At 29.7% G+C, this 18,015-nt stretch carries 18 protein-coding genes and 1 pseudogene; 3 read left to right on the top strand and 16 right to left on the bottom strand.

All coding sequences use genetic code 11. The features are described from left to right. Positions 1 to 174: 174 nt before the first annotated feature. The 9 genes from tnpB to OCU47_RS10115 all read right to left on the bottom strand — a co-directional run bounded on the left by tnpB (position 175) and on the right by OCU47_RS10115 (position 5,258). Positions 175 to 1,260 carry an IS200/IS605 family element RNA-guided endonuclease TnpB gene (tnpB, locus tag OCU47_RS10075; protein WP_261828473.1) on the bottom strand — a complete coding sequence of 362 codons (1,086 nt, stop codon included), beginning with the start codon at positions 1,258 to 1,260 and terminating at the stop codon, positions 175 to 177. An 11-nt stretch (positions 1,261 to 1,271) separates the two neighbouring features. Next, entirely contained in the window at positions 1,272 to 1,670 is a 399-nt protein-coding gene (tnpA, locus tag OCU47_RS10080) for an IS200/IS605 family transposase (protein ID WP_261828474.1), read from the bottom strand. Then, the gene (locus OCU47_RS10085) at positions 1,661 to 1,819 is read right to left on the bottom strand and encodes a hypothetical protein (protein WP_261828475.1); all 159 of its coding nucleotides are present in this window, start codon (positions 1,817 to 1,819) and stop codon (positions 1,661 to 1,663) included. The genes tnpA and OCU47_RS10085 overlap by 10 nt, the downstream gene beginning before the upstream one ends. Positions 1,820 to 1,862: 43 nt before the next feature. Next, on the bottom strand, positions 1,863 to 2,186 hold the full coding sequence (locus OCU47_RS10090; RefSeq protein WP_261828476.1) for a DUF3795 domain-containing protein: 324 nt from the start codon (positions 2,184 to 2,186) through the stop codon (positions 1,863 to 1,865). Positions 2,187 to 2,231: 45 nt separating this feature from the next. Further along, the gene (locus OCU47_RS10095) at positions 2,232 to 2,993 is read right to left on the bottom strand and encodes a nucleoside phosphorylase (protein WP_261828477.1); all 762 of its coding nucleotides are present in this window, start codon (positions 2,991 to 2,993) and stop codon (positions 2,232 to 2,234) included. Between the two features lie 67 nt (positions 2,994 to 3,060). Continuing rightward, positions 3,061 to 3,312 (bottom strand): TIGR04076 family protein, encoded by a 252-nt coding sequence (locus OCU47_RS10100; RefSeq protein WP_261828478.1) that lies wholly within the window; start codon positions 3,310 to 3,312, stop codon positions 3,061 to 3,063. A 161-nt stretch (positions 3,313 to 3,473) separates the two neighbouring features. Beyond that, positions 3,474 to 4,223 (bottom strand): CPBP family intramembrane glutamic endopeptidase, encoded by a 750-nt coding sequence (locus OCU47_RS10105; protein WP_261828479.1) that lies wholly within the window; start codon positions 4,221 to 4,223, stop codon positions 3,474 to 3,476. Between the two features lie 435 nt (positions 4,224 to 4,658). Beyond that, on the bottom strand, positions 4,659 to 4,805 hold the full coding sequence (locus tag OCU47_RS10110; RefSeq protein WP_261828480.1) for a DUF4177 domain-containing protein: 147 nt from the start codon (positions 4,803 to 4,805) through the stop codon (positions 4,659 to 4,661). Positions 4,806 to 4,913: 108 nt separating this feature from the next. Next, complete coding sequence (locus OCU47_RS10115) at positions 4,914 to 5,258, bottom strand: hypothetical protein (protein ID WP_261828481.1); 345 nt, start codon at positions 5,256 to 5,258, stop codon at positions 4,914 to 4,916. An 819-nt stretch (positions 5,259 to 6,077) separates the two neighbouring features. Between OCU47_RS10115 and OCU47_RS10120 the strand changes: the two genes are divergently transcribed. Continuing rightward, the gene (locus OCU47_RS10120) at positions 6,078 to 6,935 is read left to right on the top strand and encodes a CAP domain-containing protein (RefSeq protein WP_261828482.1); all 858 of its coding nucleotides are present in this window, start codon (positions 6,078 to 6,080) and stop codon (positions 6,933 to 6,935) included. A 189-nt stretch (positions 6,936 to 7,124) separates the two neighbouring features. Here the strand turns inward: OCU47_RS10120 and fic are convergent, their stop codons facing one another. The 4 genes and pseudogenes from fic to OCU47_RS10140 all read right to left on the bottom strand — a co-directional run bounded on the left by fic (position 7,125) and on the right by OCU47_RS10140 (position 10,890). Continuing rightward, complete coding sequence (gene fic / locus OCU47_RS10125; protein ID WP_261828483.1) at positions 7,125 to 7,730, bottom strand: protein adenylyltransferase Fic; 606 nt, start codon at positions 7,728 to 7,730, stop codon at positions 7,125 to 7,127. A gap of 473 nt (positions 7,731 to 8,203) precedes the next feature. Further along, a complete protein-coding gene (locus tag OCU47_RS10130; RefSeq protein WP_261828484.1) occupies positions 8,204 to 8,833 on the bottom strand; it encodes a class I SAM-dependent methyltransferase in 630 nt (209 codons plus the stop codon). 119 nt (positions 8,834 to 8,952) lie between these two features. Beyond that, a pseudogene (locus OCU47_RS10135) lies at positions 8,953 to 9,981 on the bottom strand (IS1595 family transposase). Between the two features lie 615 nt (positions 9,982 to 10,596). Then, positions 10,597 to 10,890 carry a hypothetical protein gene (locus OCU47_RS10140; protein WP_261828485.1) on the bottom strand — a complete coding sequence of 98 codons (294 nt, stop codon included), beginning with the start codon at positions 10,888 to 10,890 and terminating at the stop codon, positions 10,597 to 10,599. Positions 10,891 to 11,076: 186 nt separating this feature from the next. Between OCU47_RS10140 and OCU47_RS10145 the strand changes: the two genes are divergently transcribed. Then, on the top strand, positions 11,077 to 11,907 hold the full coding sequence (locus OCU47_RS10145) for an aminoglycoside 6-adenylyltransferase (protein WP_261828486.1): 831 nt from the start codon (positions 11,077 to 11,079) through the stop codon (positions 11,905 to 11,907). 151 nt (positions 11,908 to 12,058) lie between these two features. Continuing rightward, positions 12,059 to 12,505, top strand: coding sequence for a hypothetical protein (locus OCU47_RS10150; RefSeq protein ID WP_261828487.1), 447 nt, complete (start codon positions 12,059 to 12,061; stop codon positions 12,503 to 12,505). A 128-nt stretch (positions 12,506 to 12,633) separates the two neighbouring features. On the opposite strand, the gene OCU47_RS10155 is transcribed toward OCU47_RS10150, so the two are convergent. The 3 genes from OCU47_RS10155 to OCU47_RS10165 form a co-directional block, all read right to left on the bottom strand. Beyond that, on the bottom strand, positions 12,634 to 14,427 hold the full coding sequence (locus OCU47_RS10155) for an aminopeptidase P family protein (protein ID WP_261828488.1): 1,794 nt from the start codon (positions 14,425 to 14,427) through the stop codon (positions 12,634 to 12,636). 85 nt (positions 14,428 to 14,512) lie between these two features. Continuing rightward, positions 14,513 to 15,241: an HAD family hydrolase gene (locus OCU47_RS10160; RefSeq protein ID WP_261828489.1), complete on the bottom strand. Its 729-nt coding sequence runs from the start codon at positions 15,239 to 15,241 to the stop codon at positions 14,513 to 14,515. A gap of 355 nt (positions 15,242 to 15,596) precedes the next feature. Beyond that, entirely contained in the window at positions 15,597 to 17,975 is a 2,379-nt protein-coding gene (locus OCU47_RS10165; protein ID WP_261828490.1) for a glycoside hydrolase family 31 protein, read from the bottom strand. Positions 17,976 to 18,015: the final 40 nt, after the last annotated feature.

Consider the following 18,015-nt stretch of genomic DNA (forward strand, 5'->3'; position numbering starts at 1 on the left):
CTTTTAAAGCCTCAACTCGTATAATGCCATTGCTTTTCCATTATCAAATTCAATTACTTTAACTATCGTGAACTACCCCCACTTATAGAAGTGGGAGCTTCGTGGTCAATACTACTACTGTAGCAAGTTTACCCACCCTCCAAAGGTCGCACCTACCTCGCTATAATACCAAAATTATGTAGCTAATTTCAGTAAGTTTTTACTAGCATTTATATCTCTATCATGATGTGTTCCACAATTAGGACATATCCATTCTCTAAGTTTTAGATTTTTTACTTCTGGATTCTTATATCCACATTCTGAACATAGCTGACTACTTGCATAATTGGATGGTGCTATTATTATTTTTCTTCCATACCATTTAGCTTTATATTCAAGCATTGTTCTAAACTCAAACCAACTAACTTCACTTATAGCTTTAGCTAGCTTATGATTCTTTTGCATATTCTTAACTTTTAAGTCCTCAATAACTATAGATTGGTTTTCTCTAATTAACTTTATTGATAACTTGTGTAAAAAATCTCGCCTTTGATTTGCTATCCTCTCATGTAACTTAGCTACTTTTACTCTTGCATTTCTTCTGTTGTTACTTCCTTTTTGTTTTCTTGATAGGTCTCTTTGTAATTTGATTAATCTTTTTTCAGACTTCCTAAGATGTTTTGGATTTGGTTCTCTATATCCATCTGAGCATATTGCAAACTCCTTCAAGCCCATATCTACACCTATTTTTTTATCTGTTTTAGGCAATTGAATATTTTCTGTATCAACTAATATAGATATATAATATTTACCGCTAGGCACTTGTGACATAGTACAAGATTTAATTATTCCTATAAATTCTCTATGTTGCTCCAGCTTAATCATAGATTTTAATTTAGGTACTTTTATATGATTATTTTCAATATATATTGTTCCATTTTGATTATTGGTAGTATAACTATTAGCATTATTTTTCTTCTTGAACTTAGGAAAGCCAACAGACTTATCTCTAAAAAAATTTTTGTATGCCTTATCTAAATTCATTTGTGCATTTGCTAAAGCAAGGCTATCAGCTTCTTTGAGCCAAAAAAATTCCTTTTTATATTGTGCTGGTGTGGGATATTTTATTGCTTTAATATCTAAATCTTTATTTTCATCATAAAACTTAATTCTATCTGCTAACATTCTATTATATACAAATCTAGTACATCCAAACGTTTTTGCTAGATAGATTCTTTGTTCTTTATTTGGGTAAAGTCTATATTTATAAGCTTTAAGCATTTCCCCACACCTCATTTCATCCCTTGATTTTCTATATATTTTCTAACTATATCTATAGGAACACCACCAGTTGTTATAAGGCAATAGCTCCTTGACCAAAAGTATTCTTTCCATAGTTGTTTTTTTACTATAGGGTATTCTTTTTTTATCAATCTACTACTAGCACTTTTATAAGCATTGATGAACTTTGATATATCTGTATTAGGTGAACCTCTAAATAATAGGTGTACATGATCTTTATCATGATTCCATTCATCTAAAGTAATATTATATTTAGGGCATATATACTCAAATATTTCTTTTAATCTACTTGATATATTGTTATCTATAACTTTTCGCCTATATTTTATAACCAATACCAAATGATAATTCAACAAGAACACTGAATGATTATTACTATCTAATTCCATGGTTGAGCTTCATCGGTAATTAATTGATTAGCAGTAAGCCACTCATCTAACCAAACACGTAATCCTTTGTTTCTTCCCCATTCAGCAACTTCTCTCATAATTTCTATGGCCTTGTCTACTTCATTATTGCGTATTTCTAAATCACACACTTAAATGCCCCCGTACACTACTATTTTGTCTTCAAACTATTAATCAATTTTCTGATTTATCTTCTGATTTTAATATTCTCAATTTTAAGTAAGTTTCTTTTCCTGCTCTCCAATTTTGCAAGTTAATTAGTCTTTCACCATTATCACCATGTTCAGCATTATTATAGGCATTTTTTAATTTATCACAGGGTAAATTAGAACAATTACCACAATGATTATACCCATTACTGATTGAACATTTTGCGATTGAGCATTCTCCCCAAAATGGTTTACCTTGGCACGCTTGGCATCCAGGACAATTTGTTTTATCTTTCCATTCACATACACCACAGTATGTACCACACATTCCAATCATTTTATTATCCATATAATATCTTTAATGAGAAGGTATATTATAAGTACCCTACTCTCATTAATCCTCTCTCCTTCCTTTTCTATAATAATAAGTTATTAATTTAATTATTTTTTCCACTGATCTATCTATTTCATTCCCTTCCCATCCTAAACTCCAGCCATTTTCATTAAGTACATCTGTAACTACATAAATAGCTGAAGCAAAACATTTTCTATATTTAGCTATTGTAAAAAGGCCAACTCCCTCCATTTCTACGCATAAAGCACCCTTACTTCTATAATCTAACACTTGTCCCCATGTTTCTCTGTACCCTGCATCAGTTGTCCAGTGCTTTCCTCTCCTAACATCAATAGAGTTATTCTTCATTAAGTCATATAGCTCATCTGTTAATGCTTTAGATGTTTCTATAAAATCATAGTCAAACCCATAAAGTCTTGCAATTGCAGTATCATTATATGCACCATCTGTAATAAGGCACTGTCCTACATTCATATCAGATTGTAAGCCACCAGCAAAACCAATGTGTATTAATTCTTTCACACCACCAGCAATTAAATCCTCTGCTTGTATTGCAATTCCTGGTGAACACATCTGACTTTTGATAAATCCTACATCTGTATTATCATTAAATACATATAACTTACCACCTAAAGGATACTTATAAGTTCCACATTTTTTCGCAACCATTGCATCATAAATACTGTCTGCTAATAAAAATACTCTTTTAGGAATCTTAATATTATCTAAATCAAATCCAGCATTTTTCATCTCAATACATACTAAGTCTTTTGGTTCCGTCATTACATAATTTCTATCCATCATATCACCTATATACATTATCCTAAACTTTTTTCATTATTATAAATTCTCATCATTCATTTATAATTTATTCTTCACTAATTTCTCCATGTATCCAAACCCTACCACCATCTGGACACTTTACATCGAACTGTGGAGAACGAATATCTCCATAATCCAAGCTTGCACCATTTTTCAATGCATATACTAATGGATACATACAATTCCATAGTTCATGACAAATTGGTGGGCATAAATCATCTACAATATAACTATCACCCTTTTTACAATACCCACACCTACACTTACTCTCTACTACTGTCAACTTAACCTTAGCCACAGCTATTCTCCTCCATAAATTGCTACTTTATCTAACCTTAAAAGTATTATTTTCTCTTATTATAACATATTTTGTCAATTCATTATTGCTTATAATATAATATTTCAACTTGTAAAAGTAATCTTCATCACAATATCTTTGTTAAATCCACCATTTATTTTTTAATATTCACAATCATATTTGCATCTATTATCTTTTGATTTTCCAACTACAATATAGACATATATAAATGTAAGTACTATCACTAAAATTCTAAATCCTATTCCAATAATTCCACCCTCAGGACCATACAAACCTCCCATTAAGTTAGTATTATTTGAAGTAATACTTTGAGAAATCATACCTGAAAAATTAAGTCCACTTACAGGAAATCCAAATATAGGTCCTTGAAAAAAGTTCCATGAAAAGTGTAGTGCAATAGGAAAAAATAAATTTTTCATTTCTAAATAAGCAATTGCATACATAACTCCACCTAAGCTATTACTAATTATTGAAATAACTGTTGCATGAGGATTTCCTGCATGAGCCATACCAAAAATAACTGCACTAGCTAACACTGATATATACTTCTTTTTTGTAAGAATCATTAATCCATTTAGCATTAATCCCCTACAAGCAAGCTCCTCAAGTGCAGCCATTATCAAAATTTGACTTAAAGTCACAATACTTAATCTTCCTATATTCACAGCAGTGACACTAATAAATGATAATCCTCTTTCCACAAAAAATATCCCCAACATAGCTATAAAGCCAATAATTATGCCTGAAATTATGTCTACCCATGAGTTTTTTCTCCATTTAATTCCTATCTCATTCTTAGCCTTAACCCCTCTTTTCTTCCATGAAAATATACTAAATAATACAAAAGTTATCATAAGTATATTTGCTACCATACTAATTAAATTTGCCATAAGAATCCTCTCCCTCAATAATCTTTAACTTTCTATAATATAATTCATTATTCTTAGATTTTTTCATCATAGGAATGCTCCTTATTTCCTACAAATCCATCTTACAATAAATGTAACTACAATTCTAGTGACGTTTGTTTAAATATCCCATTACTTTAGTCATAAAAATAGAAACGTTCTAAAATTACAATGGAACCTCATTTACTTATGGTACGCTTCTACATTCCTACTTAAAATGAGATCTTTCCATCTTATGTTCATTTTTTGTCCACCTTTTACTCCTCAACACAAATACTTTACATACAACTTACATCCATTCAGCACACAAAAAAACAGACTACATCATTAGCTAGCCTGTTTTTCATTAATTATTATTGGGCTATGTTTCAAATAATGTTGAAAATATATAAATTTTTATCAACATGCCTAAGTACATTAATTTTCTATTTCTCTTTTTAAATAATGCCAAGCCCACCATATACATACTAATTCCCAACCCTGCTGTCCGTATTCAGTTAATACTTTTGAGGTTTTCTCCGCACCGCCTCCTATGCGAACACATTTATACTCGTATTTTTTCATATCAATGCCTCCAGTTAAATTTATTCCTTATAAATTACAATGAATTTTCTTCCTAATTATAACATTGATTTCAAAATATTACACACTACTCCTTTTGTGACTAACGAATTATAAAAACTTATTAATGGATACTCTGTTAGCATTTAAACCCACTTTTTGACTTAATATATGTTGAATAAACTCTTCTGGTAGTTCTATGTCATATTTCTCTACATAATAAATAACATCAGATCTCCATTCATATTTGCCATCACTCATATAAAAAAGTTCAGGAACTCTATTGTTAGGATTAACTATATCTCTAACTACTGCAGGTGCAGCTGCAATTATTTTACACTTCTTCATATATTCAATGATTTTTTTCTTTTCCTTAATAGGTTTATTAATTAGATCTTTTATTGAAGGATATTTATCATCTTTATATATCTCTCGTATTTGCCCTATTTGTATCATATTATTTCCTACTCCCTTCTCTACAAAAAATTTTCACATCGTAAACTTACTAACAAATAACATTATATCATATTTTCCATTATATTCCATATAATATTAATTAAAGACCAGGTTAAATCATCAAAATAGTATTTTAATATATTAATTAATCTACCTTGCAGCTGCTCCAAATTGTTTTGCTTATATATTCATTTCTTCATTTCTAACTATAAAAATAGTAATATATATAAATATTTATAGTTAAAATGCCACTTTGGAGTTAAATTTAGATGCTCTTACTTTAAAACATGAACTATAAATGAAATTATAATTTCTATAATAAAACCAACATCTGCAGGTATACTTTAATCGCCTTTTATCTTTTTTACTAAGGAAATCAGTTTTCCACTTAGAACAAAAATAAATGCTACTCCTATTGATATCTTGCTAAAATTCAAACTAAAATGAACATCCGTAATAAGAACTATAGAAGTAGGGGGAGCATTATTATCCTATACCAATGAAAGTAAAAACATTAGGTGGATAAAATAAACTAATATAAGAACTTTCTTAGTCTGAATAAGTATCTATTAGATTTAATGGTTTGATTTACCATGAATCTAGCTCTAAAGTTTTTCGAAAAATGTACGCTTAACGCATTGATATGTAATGATTTAATATGATTTATGAAAAAATGTATTCCATTAATTTACTTAGTTAATATACGAATTGAGTAAATAATATTCATATACTACCAATAAACTCCTTTGTATTTAGTCTGAGTTCCATGTTATCTTATAGGCACAGGCTACAAAATACAAATCTGAGGAGGATTTAATTATGAAAAATAATAAAATCATAAAATTATTAGCTACATCAGGAGTAATTTTAAGCCTAGGAATGGTTGCTTTCGGAATTTCTAATATAGGGAATAAAGCTCAATCTTTAAATCTAGCTTCAAAAGTAGTTGGAGTATCAACAAATACAAAAGATAGTAACACTTCAAATATAGTAAAGATTGTATCAAACGCAAGTAATGGAAGTAATTGTCCTGTATCTTCAAATGGAGTAGCAGGTGTTAATAATTCAAAAGCAGATGTACAAGCTATATCAAATCAGTGTACAGATAATAAAACTGCTACAGTTATAGCTTCAACTGGTCAAACTGTAAATTGCCCTAACTCAAATATTAATTATTCAACCAACTATAAGACAAATACTACAAACCCAAGTACTAACAGTTCAACTGCTACTAAAGCAACTACAGTTACGCCAAGTAGTACAGCAAGTGATAAATATATTGCAGAAATAGAACAGTTAATATTTAATAAAGTTAATCAAGAAAGAGCAAAAGCTGGTGTTCCACAATTAAGCTACAACTCAACAATGGAACATTATGCAAGATTTAAGTCTCAAGACATGGGGGATAGAGGATACTTTGATCATAAAAATCCTGAAGGTCAGCTTATAACTGAAAAAATGAAGGCTGATGGTGTTAATTACATGGCTTGGGGAGAAAATATAGCATACATTCAAGGTGTGACAGGTAATTCTACTTTAGCAGATAACTTTATGACAAATTGGATGAACTCACCAGGACATAGAGCAAATATACTATCAACAAACTATATCAGTATAGGAATTGGAGTTTACAAAATAGGCGACAAATATTATGCAACTCAAGAATTCTACAAATAACATTTTGATTGGTGATTTCGTTCACAAGAAAATGTAACTTAAAAGCCATGGAGATGGACTAGCTATATAAACAATATAGTTTATATATGCCGTACATGCTTCCATGGCTCTTTTTGCGTAAATAAGTGCTTTGAACGAGTAAGTTAACAACCCCGAGAGTCCTTGGCTGACCTTAGGTCCACCTTGCTATTATAATTCTTCTGTCTTATATACAGTATAACCCTCATAATAATAACTCGTATCAATGCCCTTCATATAAATTTCTCTGTCATTGACTTTATCAGTTAATGCTTGTTTCAAAAGATACTTAATCTCAATGTCTTTTATAGGACTACGTTCCATTGCAAGAAAATAGTCATTCTTATCAACTTGACTCCAGTTTACTACTTTACCTAACTCTTTTTTAAGTATTAAATCAAGCCAAATTCGTGCACTTCTTCCATTCCCTTCTCTAAAAGGATGTGCAATGTTCATTTCAACATATTTTTCAATTATTTCATCAAAGTTTGATTGAGCCATTAACTCAATATGCTCTAAAGATGCTTTTAAATACATAACCGGAGCAAATCTAAAATTACCTTTTGCAATATTTACATCACGCATAACTCCTGTAAACTCATATATATCTTCAAATAAATACCTGTGAATTTCAGCTAATGTATTATACTTTCCTGCTTCTAAACTATCTAAATATCCACTTTGGAATAATTCAATGGCTTTCTTTTTACTTAATTTTTCTTCCATTCTAGCAAGTTCAACTGAATCTGTAATTTGTAATTTATTATTAAGTGCCATAAAACCTCCTATATTATACCTCTCCATGGTTTTCTGCTCACCTACTAGTCAAATACTGTGATAAATCAACCTATAAGAATTTTACCATTACTACCTTTCCATTATCCATTCTGTAGATAAAATTTCATGCTTTTATTATACAATATAATTAATACTTAAATCACTATATTTTTATTTTGGTTCTTCACACATATAATCCACTGTATCAGTTTCAAGTGAGGTTTTTCAACTTTATTCTTGTCTTTTTTATTTCTGTAAAAAGAGTTGATACAAAAATTACGGGTACAGCTGACATATACACGTATATCGGCTGTACCCCAACATACTATATTATTATTAGGCTATGTTTTAATATGATGTTGAAATATAGCCTTTTAAAATTATAGGTGGGATTGTCCACCTATAATACTCAATAAAAGAACAGTACGAAGTAAAAAACTTCTGATAATGCTTATACTATGTAAGTGATACTCTTACATTTTTCGCATTATTATTGATTGAAAAGTATCTTTTGTTTTATCCTCTTTTTCAACATCAAACTGCTCAAATGAAACCAGTTGAAAATGTTTACCTAAAGTTGTTTTAAGTTTACTTTCAGAATGGTATGAGAAAAAACGTGGAGAGCTTGAAACTTCAACTTTTACATACTCCTTTTCAAAATCTTCTCCACCCCACACTCCCATATAGAATAATCCGTTTTCATTTAAAACAGAATTTATTTCATTTAATACTTTTGGAAGGTCTGCTTTAGGAACGTGCAAAAGAGTATTCATTGCCCAAATGCAATCAAATCTTTTACTTAATTTAGATAAATTATAGAAATCGAGTTCATAAGTTTCAATGTCTTTTTCTTTACAACTCTTCACCATCTCACTCGATATATCGGTAGCTACAACAGTTAAACCATTGTTTAAAAAGAATTGGCTATCATAACCCACACCAGCTCCTAATTCAAGCAAAGTTACTTTATTTTCCGATTTTATAAGATTATAAAAATTGTCTCTAATTCTAATTTTCCATTCTTCCATTACGTACTTATTTCTCAAATTGGCTTCTGTATTATAGTATTTTTTTAAGTTTTTTTTAAATAAAATAGAATCCACAACATTGACCCCCATCCAAAATATAAATTTTCAGTACTTCGTCATAATTTACTATTTTTCATTAGATTATAGTTTTGCATAATGATTATTATAACATAATTTACAAAATATCACATATGTTATATATACATTGGCTCTCTATTCTTTAAATCTTTTACTTTGATATATGAATGTGTTACATTGCTTTGAACCATAAAGTTCTTAGCCTTTACTATCTCTTTATCTGTATCAAATATTTGAAGCCATTTGAACCACTTAATATAGTTACTCATATATTTTGTTGCAACACCATTAAATCTATTCATCCATTTCTTTAAATTGCTATGAAGAGCATTAATATGTTGAATATGATATAATCCCTCTTTATGTTTACCTCTTTTTATACGTTTGTGTTCTAATGATAAATCATTTGCAAATTGCATATAACTTTTATGACTATCAGTACAAAGTATAGAATCAGGTCCTATATGCCCCTCATATAATGTTTCTAATTCATTAGATGTAATTCTACCTTTACATGCTAATTCCATAATTAAATTACCTTGCCTATCAATAGCAGTAGCAATACAGACTTGTTCCTTTGAGATACCCCTTTTCTTAACTTGTTGTTTACCTCTTTTACGAGAGTGCCTTGGCATGTTAGAAGGCTTTGTACCCTTAAAACTTTCTGCAAAAAATACTTCATCTGCTTCAACAACACCATCAACGTATCCTTTACCTAAAAATGTACTTATGCAATCGAGAATTTTATGTCTCCAAAAGAAACTTGTTGCTATGTTAATTTCTACGATTTTAGCACTTTTCCTAATAGAGTAACCATTAATCATGCACTTAGCGTATTTAAGCCACTTATCCAATGTTTTCTTACTATTATAGGTTGCAGAATTAGTGAAGTCAGTAAAAGTTTTCTTACAGGATTTGCAGATATATCTTTGTTTACCATTATACTTACCATTTCTTGATATAGTTTCAGAGCCACAAATTGGGCATACTTTCCCCTTAGAAAATCTAAATTCTTTAACTTCTTGTTCTACTTGGCTTACTTGCCAACCTAAGACAAGAATTTCTTCTAAAGTTGATAGTATTTGCTCTTTCTAATGTAATGGTAACTTCTCAATATCATTTAATATAGACTTCACATTTGGCATAATGCAACCTCCTAAATACTTATCATATCTATATAATATTTCAATAATTCTACGAACATCAAATTCAACATTTAAAAGTTCCATTATTTTCACAAATGTTGGCTCAATATTATATTCATCGTCGTCGTCATCTGAATATATAGCCAATGTATCAAATGGTATCATCATTTTTATCTCAATATCCAACATAGTATTTTTCAATATAATCACACCTCAAGCTTACTATTTACACATTAGATAATTATAACATAACTCTCTAATAATACCTTCACTACTTTTTAAAACAATTTGATTTTTTATTTGAAAGATTATAATTTACACATAAAAAAATATTACTGACAAGAATTTCTCATCAACAATATTTTTTATCACTAATCTTTATAGATATTATTTTTTTCAACTTATCTTCTGACTTTAATGCCCTTAATTTTAAATAAGTTTCTTTTCCCACTCTACAAAAAATTCCCACATAGTAAACGTGCTAATTAATCGCCCTTGCAACTGCTGGAAAATGTTTTGTTTATATATTTATATTTTCATTTTTAAATATAAAAATAGTAATATATATAAATATTTATAGCTAAAATGCCACTTTAGAGTTAATTTTAGATGCTCTTACTTTAAAATATAAGCTATAAATGCAATTGTAATTCCTATAATAAGCCCAACATCTGCAGGTATACTTTTATCTCCTTTTTTCTTTTTTATCAATGAAAGCAGTTTTCCGACTAAAACAAAAACAAACGCTACTCCTATTGATGCTCTACTAAAATTTGAACTAAAATGAATATCCGCAATAAGAGCTATAGATATTGGAATTAGTATAATCAATGAAGCAATTAAATATAATATCAAGCTTAATTTTCCAGTCTTCACATATAACATAAAATCTAATTTATTAATTTTCACTTCATCTCAGCCCTTTCAATATATTTTTATTTATTTATATATTGTACAAGACTCAACTATAACTTTTCAATAAAAACTATTTTCACTCCATTAAAAAGATAATATTTAACAATAACAAGCCAATAAGTAACAATACTTCTTTCGATATAGAGAGTAATATAATCCTTAAAGAGGAGGTTATAAATTATGCATAAAGATTTAGAGTTAACATTTGAAAAAGTAATAGAAATACTGAAAGAGGACGAACGTTGCAAGGGAGGATGGCACTATGGTTCTGTAGGTAGAGGCTCAGAAGATATTTATTCTGACTATGATTTAATTCTTCTAGTATCAGATAAAGACTTTGAGAAGTTTACCACAGATCTTGCTAAGGTTATTGCTAAAGCTTCAGATGAACTTTTGATTTTCTGGGGTGAAGATTTTAATGATGTACATTATAAAAATTATTGCAGTCTAATCCGTTTAGGTGATAATTTGCATCAGTTTGACTTCTTTATAATTAATGCTGATCATCCTGAAGAATGGATGTGCAGAGAACATTGTAAAGGTTGTACAAATGATAATATAATTTTTGATAGAACTGGAGAAGTAGCTGAGTTTCTTGCTAAGGGTTATACTACAGATAATTATAGACCTGATCCTATTCGAGCTATGGACACATATTGGTTTCATGCCAATATGTTGATAAAATACTTTAAGAGAGAAGATATTTTCAAATTAATTAAGAATATTGATATACTATTTCATTCACATGTAGACCTCTTGCTAAGCCAATATGATACCTTAGACTGGGGTTCATCGGAAAGTAAAATTAAACACTGCATTCCAAAGGAGAAACAACAACATTTAAAATCATATTTTACAAATGCAGATTGCGATGATATAGAAGCTACGATAAAAAAGAGTATAATCCTATTCAAAAAAGATGCAGAAGAAGTTTGCAAAGCTAAAGGCATAGATTATCCTGACACAATAGCAAAACAAGTGATTTCATTTTTTAATAGACAACTTTCTTAAATACTAATGTTATATTGAAAATTAAATTTCACTAGAAATGGTGATATTCTAGGTTATTACAAAAAAAGTACCGGCAATAAATATATTTGAATATAATGTAATTACAGGTTATAATTAGTCAGAAGCACATTTTTAAACGTTATCATAAAAAATGGGGGACGTTCATCTTGAAGATATTAAGGAAAAAAATATTAAATATCTAATTGCCTTTTTAGTTTTGTTTGTGCTATTTGTTCCAATTATCCCTAATAAATATATCGTAGGCGGACCTGTAGAATATCATAAGGTATTTAAAAATGCATTTGTAACTACTGATAGAATAAATAGCTCTGCACCTGTAGACTTAGAAATAGATGGAACATTATATACAGGAGAGCTAATTAAAGGTTCTACCAAAAGAAAAGACTTAATAGGAACGATAAAGATTGGAGATAAAAAATATAATTTTAAAGGGTACAATCTGGGAGAGTACACTAATAATGTACTATGGGGAGAAGTAACTGAAGCTTCAACTGATTCAAAGCCTGAATTTACGATTTTTATGTTTGATGATTTAAGCTCAATATATTTATCTGGTGATAATCAAGAAAAAATTTAGCTGCTCCAGCAAAAAACTTAGAGGAATGTTTTACTATAATGCACAAAGCGTCAAGAAAAAAATAGATAAAACAAAAAGATTCTGTAGCTTTGAATAATTTCGTAGCCACAGAATCTTTTTATATCAGTTTATATTGCTCTTGTATATCTCTTTAACCATTCTCTTTCTTCTTCAGTTAAGAATGGAGATACCTTATCATAAACTGTTTTATGATAAGCATTTAAATATTCCTTCTCTTCTTTATTCATAAGTTCAGCATCAATGCCATCTAGGTCGATTGGAGCATAAGTAATTACTTCAAAGTTCATAAATTGACCATACTCATTCTTTTCTGCTAATCTTACAACTATTTCATTTTCAGTTCTTATTCCATGAGAACCTTCAATATAGATTCCTGGTTCATCAGTTGTAACCATACCTGGTTCTAGTTCAGCACTTTCAAGCTTGCCTGGTGCAGCCTTCCATCTGAAACCATTTGGTCCTTCATGAACATTTAATAAGAATCCTACTCCATGCCCTGTACCACATTTATAATCTATTCCAAGATTCCAAATTGGACCTCTTGCTAATATATCAAGGTTTATCCCTCTTACCCCTTGTAAAAATTTTGCCTTAGCTAAATTTATCATAGACCTTGCTACTGCAGTGAAGTGTAACTTAAGTTCATCAGATAATTCTCCTAAAACTAAAGTTCTTGTTATATCAGTAGTACCATCAAAGTATTGTCCACCTGAATCAATTAATAACATATGCTCTGGTTCTAACTTATAGTTACTTTCTTGTGTAGGACTATAATGCATCATTGCTGCATGTTCCTTATATCCAATGATTGTACTAAAGCTTGGCTCAATAAAATCTGGTTGTTCTCTTCTGAAGTCTTCAAGCTTTTTGCTTGCACTTATTTCAGACATTTCTATCTTGCCTATGTTAGTTTTTACCCAATACATAAACTTTGTGAATGCAACTCCATCTTTTATGTGGCTATTAATTAAATTGTTTATCTCAACGTCATTTTTTATTGCTTTCAACAATGTAGTTGGATTAACTTCTTGAATCTTCTCAACTTCACTAGGTATATTGTTATAAATTAAATAGTTAACCTTAGCTTTGTCCAATAATACTTTTTCTGATTTATCTATGTTTTTAACAAATTCACTTATTTCCTCATAATCTTTAAGTATTATATTCTCCTTAGAGAATTTGTCTAAAATTTCAGTACTTAATTTTTCTTTATCTAAAAATAAATATACAGAATCCAAGGTTACAACAGCATAGGATAATACAACTGGATTGTAAAGAACATCTCCACCTCTTAGGTTGAATAACCAAGCTATATCATCAAGGCTAGTTAAAACATTAATAGTAGCCTTTTTTTCTTTTATTTTTTCTCTAAGCTCTACAAGCTTTTCCTCAAAGGATTTACCTGCATATTTTACATCAAGTAAAAATGCCTTTTCCTTAGAAATAGAAGGTCTATCCTCCCATATATCATTTATCAAATCATACTTAGGTTCAATCTTAACCTTATTAGATTTTAATTTTTCTTCTAATCTAATAGCTTCAGTAGCACTTATAACTCTACCATCAAAACCCAAAGTAGAATTTTCTTTCATATTCTTAACTAAGTACTCATCTGTAGTTAGAACTCCTTCTTCCCCCATTTTGAACAACTTTATTCCACTGTTTTCTAGTTGTTGTTCTGCTTGGATAAAATATCTACCATCAGTCCAAAGTCCAGCTTCTTCTTTAGTTACAATAACAGTTCCTGCTGATCCTGTAAATCCTGAAATAAACTGTCTTGACTTAAAAAATTCCCCTACATATTCACTTTGGTGATAATCAGCAGATGGAATTATGTATGCATCTATTCCTTTGCTTTCCATTAGTTGTCGTAGTTCTTCTACTCTATCTTTAATAGACATGAAAATTCCCCCTTAATTATTTATTTTTAAAGCTATCTTATTGTATATTACACCCATATTATTAGAAAAACAATACAAGCTCTGCCTATATTAATGATAGACAATTTACATCAAGCTTATAGGTTACATCTTTTCTTTCTACAATTACATTTATTTTTTTCTTAATTTCTTCACTATCCATAATCTGTGATAAAAGTTCCTTTGTAGGATTAATAGCATATGGATTTCCAACTAATTTAAGCATATTAAAATCACCTGCAGTATCTCCATAAGCATAACTGTTTTCTAAATCTATATCATATTTCTTGGTAAGCTCTGCTATAGCCTTTTTCTTACTTTCAGAATCCCACATAGGAATTATATCTCCACTATATAAATTATTTCCGTCTATCTGGTATATAGTTCCTCTATAATCATCCATATTGTATTTTAGTGACATTTCTCTAACTAATTCCATAGGTGATCCAGAAATAGCAATTACTACGTGTCCATTATCCTTATGCCACTTTATCCTCTCTCTAGAAAAAGTATAAACTCTGTCACCTTTTTGCTCTATGACCTTCTTAGCCACATAATCAATATGGTATTGATTTATTCCTTTAATGGCTTCAGTATATATGTCTACCATCTTTAATAAATAGGTATCATAATCTCCTTGTCTTTTATCCCATTGAATAAATGAAGGTCTTACTTCTTTATACCACTTATTTCCTTCTACTAGCTCATATTTAATTATTTTCTTAAATACTTCAGTAATTAAACCCTCTCTATATATTGTTCCATCAATATCAAAAAATGCTGCGATCTTTTTCATGTTTATCCCTCCGTTTCGTGCTAAAAATTATTAATATATATAAATTCTTAGGCATCTGAAAATAAATAACAAGTACAAATAGACTAGCATATATACTTACTTATTTTTTGAAGATGCCTTAATGGAAAATATCTATACGCTTTGGAATATTATATACTAACTGCTTAATAATATAAACATTTATTTTAAGAATCAAAAAATAGATTAACATATGAAATTACTTATTTTCAGAAAGCACCTCAAATATAAAAAGTGATTATCTAAACCCTTCTTATAAAGAAATGTTTTGAGATAACCACTTATTTTATACCTATTAATTTTTGCTAAATACTAATATATGACTTTTTAATAGAATTTATCTTATAACTATATTGATATCATCTTTTGCAGTAATCTTAAATTCAACACCATTTCCAACTTTTTCGAAGGCACAACCTTCTCCATTTACAATCACTTCAGTTGGTTCTGCATTATTTACTGTAAATTTAATATCTTTATATGCTAGAGTATATCCATTATGAGTTTTTACAAGATTAATATTAGTAACTTCTTTCTTTTCTACACTAATCTCATATTCATTGTAAACTCCATCTCTATAATTAAAGCTTTCTCCATCATCCTCATAACTAATATATTTACTGCTTGTTTCATCACTATTTGATAAAAATACTTGTAATTCTAAAGTATCAATTTGCTTTTCACCAACATAATGTTGCTCTGGATAATAAGGAAGTACTGCTCCTGCTTTAATATATATTGGACATAAATCAATTGGAGTTTCTCTTATAATATTTTGTCCGCCATCAAATTCCTCACCAGTCCAATAATCTATCCATTTATCTCCTTTAGGTAGATATACAACTCTGCATTTTCTTCCTTGCTCAATTACTGGCGCTACAAGAATGTTTTCTCCACATAAGAATTCATCATTTACTTCGTAAGTATTGCTATCATTTTCATAATGAAGGAATAATGGTCTAATTACAGGTAAACCAGACTTTTCAGCTTCTCTCATTAAGTCATAGAAATATGGTAACAATTTATAACGAAGTTTTATATATTTTCTATTCACTGCTTCAGTAGTTTCATCAAATGCCCATGGTTCTTGATCTCTTGTACCCATTGAGCTATGATTTCTAAATAATGGAGTAAATGCTCCTACCTGCACCCATCTGCTTAACAATTCACCTGTACAATCAAATCCAAATCCACCTACATCTGTTCCACAGAAAGCAACTCCACTTAAACCTAAGTTCATAAGCATTGGAAGTGACATTCTTAAATGTTCCCAAGTACTTTGGTTGTCACCTGTCCAACAAGTTGAATATTTTTGAATTCCGGCATAGCAAGCTCTTGTTATTACATAAGGTCTTTTACCTGTTGCTGCTTTAAGTCCATTATAGGTAGCCTTTGACATAAGTTGTCCATATACATTATGAATTTCTCTATGCTCAACTTTCAAACCATCTTCATTAAACATAACATCATCAGGTAATGGCCCATTAAAACTAGCAGGCTCATTCATATCATTCCATATTCCTGATACTCCTGTCTCTGTCATTATTTTTTGGTTTTCTGCCCACCACTTTCTAACTTCTGTACTTAAAAAGTTAGGGTATACAGCGTCGCCTGGCCAAACCTTATTTACATATACTACATTATCTTTATCAGTGGCAAAATATCCTTTTTTAATTCCCTCATCATATATCTTATATCCCGTATCCTTCTTAACACCTGGGTCAATTATTGTTACTACCTTAAAACCTTGCTCTTTTAATTCTTTTAACATTTTTTCAGGATTTTCAAACTTATTCTTATCCCAAGTGAACACCCTATAACCATCCATATAATCTATATCTAAGAAAAGTGTGTCACAAGGAATATCTTTTTCTCTAAAATTCTTTGCAAGTTCTCTTACTCTTGCTTCTGGAGTGTAAGACCATCTACATTGTTGGTAGCCTAAAGTCCATAACTGAGGTAATGGTGTTGTTCCTGTAATGTGAGTATACCCCTTTATTACTTCTTTTACTGAAGGTCCATATATAAAGTAATAATCTAAATTTCCATCTACACTTGCAAAAGAATAGTAATTAGGATTTTCTTTTCCTAAATCAAAACTGCTTTCAAAGGTATTATCAAAAAATAATCCAAAACTTTTATTCTCTCTAAAATTAATTAAAAACGGAATTGATTTATATAATTGTTCGAAGGTTTCCCCATGTGGATTAGGGTTATCAGTGTTCCAGTTTCTATAGTGATATCCTCTTTTATTTAAAGAACCTGTTCTCTCCCCCATGCCATAGAAGAACATATCTTCTTCCATAGTTTTTGCTACATAAACTTTATCTTTTAAATCTTTAGCAAGTTCATGTCCTTCATCTTCTGCTAATTTAAAATCTCCAGCTCTTCTTACAAAAGGTTCTCTCTTTCCTCTATAATCTTCACATAATAGGCTGCCTGCCTTATCATATACATCAACTTTAAAATCAGAGTATATCTTTACATTAATTTCTTCTGTCGAAACAGTTAACACTTCATCTTTTAATGTAGTATTAAATTCACACTTTTCTACTGTTAAATTTTCAACAGCCTTTGATAATTTTTCTTCTCTTAGTAATGGAACAAAAAAGTTTATTATTCCTGATTTAATAACTGTAATATACCCTTCACCTTTTTCAAAAGCTACTTTTATCTTATTTTCTTCTACATTATAACTAAGTAATTTCCCTAACATATTTTTCACTCCCATCCCTTTTCGTTAATCGTTTAACATA

This window comes from Clostridium sp. TW13 (assembly GCF_024345225.1).
In the GTDB taxonomy this organism is placed as follows: Bacteria; Bacillota; Clostridia; order Clostridiales; family Clostridiaceae; genus Inconstantimicrobium; species Inconstantimicrobium mannanitabidum.

What these genes read in the sequence shown, in the direction of transcription:
- tnpB (WP_261828473.1), bottom strand. Translation starts at nt 1,260, where the DNA reads ATGCTTAAAGCTTATAAATATAGACTTTACCCAAATAAAGAACAAAGA.
- tnpA (WP_261828474.1), bottom strand. Translation starts at nt 1,670, where the DNA reads ATGGAATTAGATAGTAATAATCATTCAGTGTTCTTGTTGAATTATCAT.
- OCU47_RS10090 (WP_261828476.1), bottom strand. Translation starts at nt 2,186, where the DNA reads ATGGATAATAAAATGATTGGAATGTGTGGTACATACTGTGGTGTATGT.
- OCU47_RS10095 (WP_261828477.1), bottom strand. Translation starts at nt 2,993, where the DNA reads ATGGATAGAAATTATGTAATGACGGAACCAAAAGACTTAGTATGTATT.
- OCU47_RS10105 (WP_261828479.1), bottom strand. Translation starts at nt 4,223, where the DNA reads ATGGCAAATTTAATTAGTATGGTAGCAAATATACTTATGATAACTTTT.
- OCU47_RS10110 (WP_261828480.1), bottom strand. Translation starts at nt 4,805, where the DNA reads ATGAAAAAATACGAGTATAAATGTGTTCGCATAGGAGGCGGTGCGGAG.
- OCU47_RS10115 (WP_261828481.1), bottom strand. Translation starts at nt 5,258, where the DNA reads ATGATACAAATAGGGCAAATACGAGAGATATATAAAGATGATAAATAT.
- OCU47_RS10120 (WP_261828482.1), top strand. Translation starts at nt 6,078, where the DNA reads ATGAAAAATAATAAAATCATAAAATTATTAGCTACATCAGGAGTAATT.
- fic (WP_261828483.1), bottom strand. Translation starts at nt 7,730, where the DNA reads ATGGCACTTAATAATAAATTACAAATTACAGATTCAGTTGAACTTGCT.
- OCU47_RS10145 (WP_261828486.1), top strand. Translation starts at nt 11,077, where the DNA reads ATGCATAAAGATTTAGAGTTAACATTTGAAAAAGTAATAGAAATACTG.
- OCU47_RS10150 (WP_261828487.1), top strand. Translation starts at nt 12,059, where the DNA reads ATGGGGGACGTTCATCTTGAAGATATTAAGGAAAAAAATATTAAATAT.
- OCU47_RS10155 (WP_261828488.1), bottom strand. Translation starts at nt 14,427, where the DNA reads ATGTCTATTAAAGATAGAGTAGAAGAACTACGACAACTAATGGAAAGC.
- OCU47_RS10160 (WP_261828489.1), bottom strand. Translation starts at nt 15,241, where the DNA reads ATGAAAAAGATCGCAGCATTTTTTGATATTGATGGAACAATATATAGA.
- OCU47_RS10165 (WP_261828490.1), bottom strand. Translation starts at nt 17,975, where the DNA reads ATGTTAGGGAAATTACTTAGTTATAATGTAGAAGAAAATAAGATAAAA.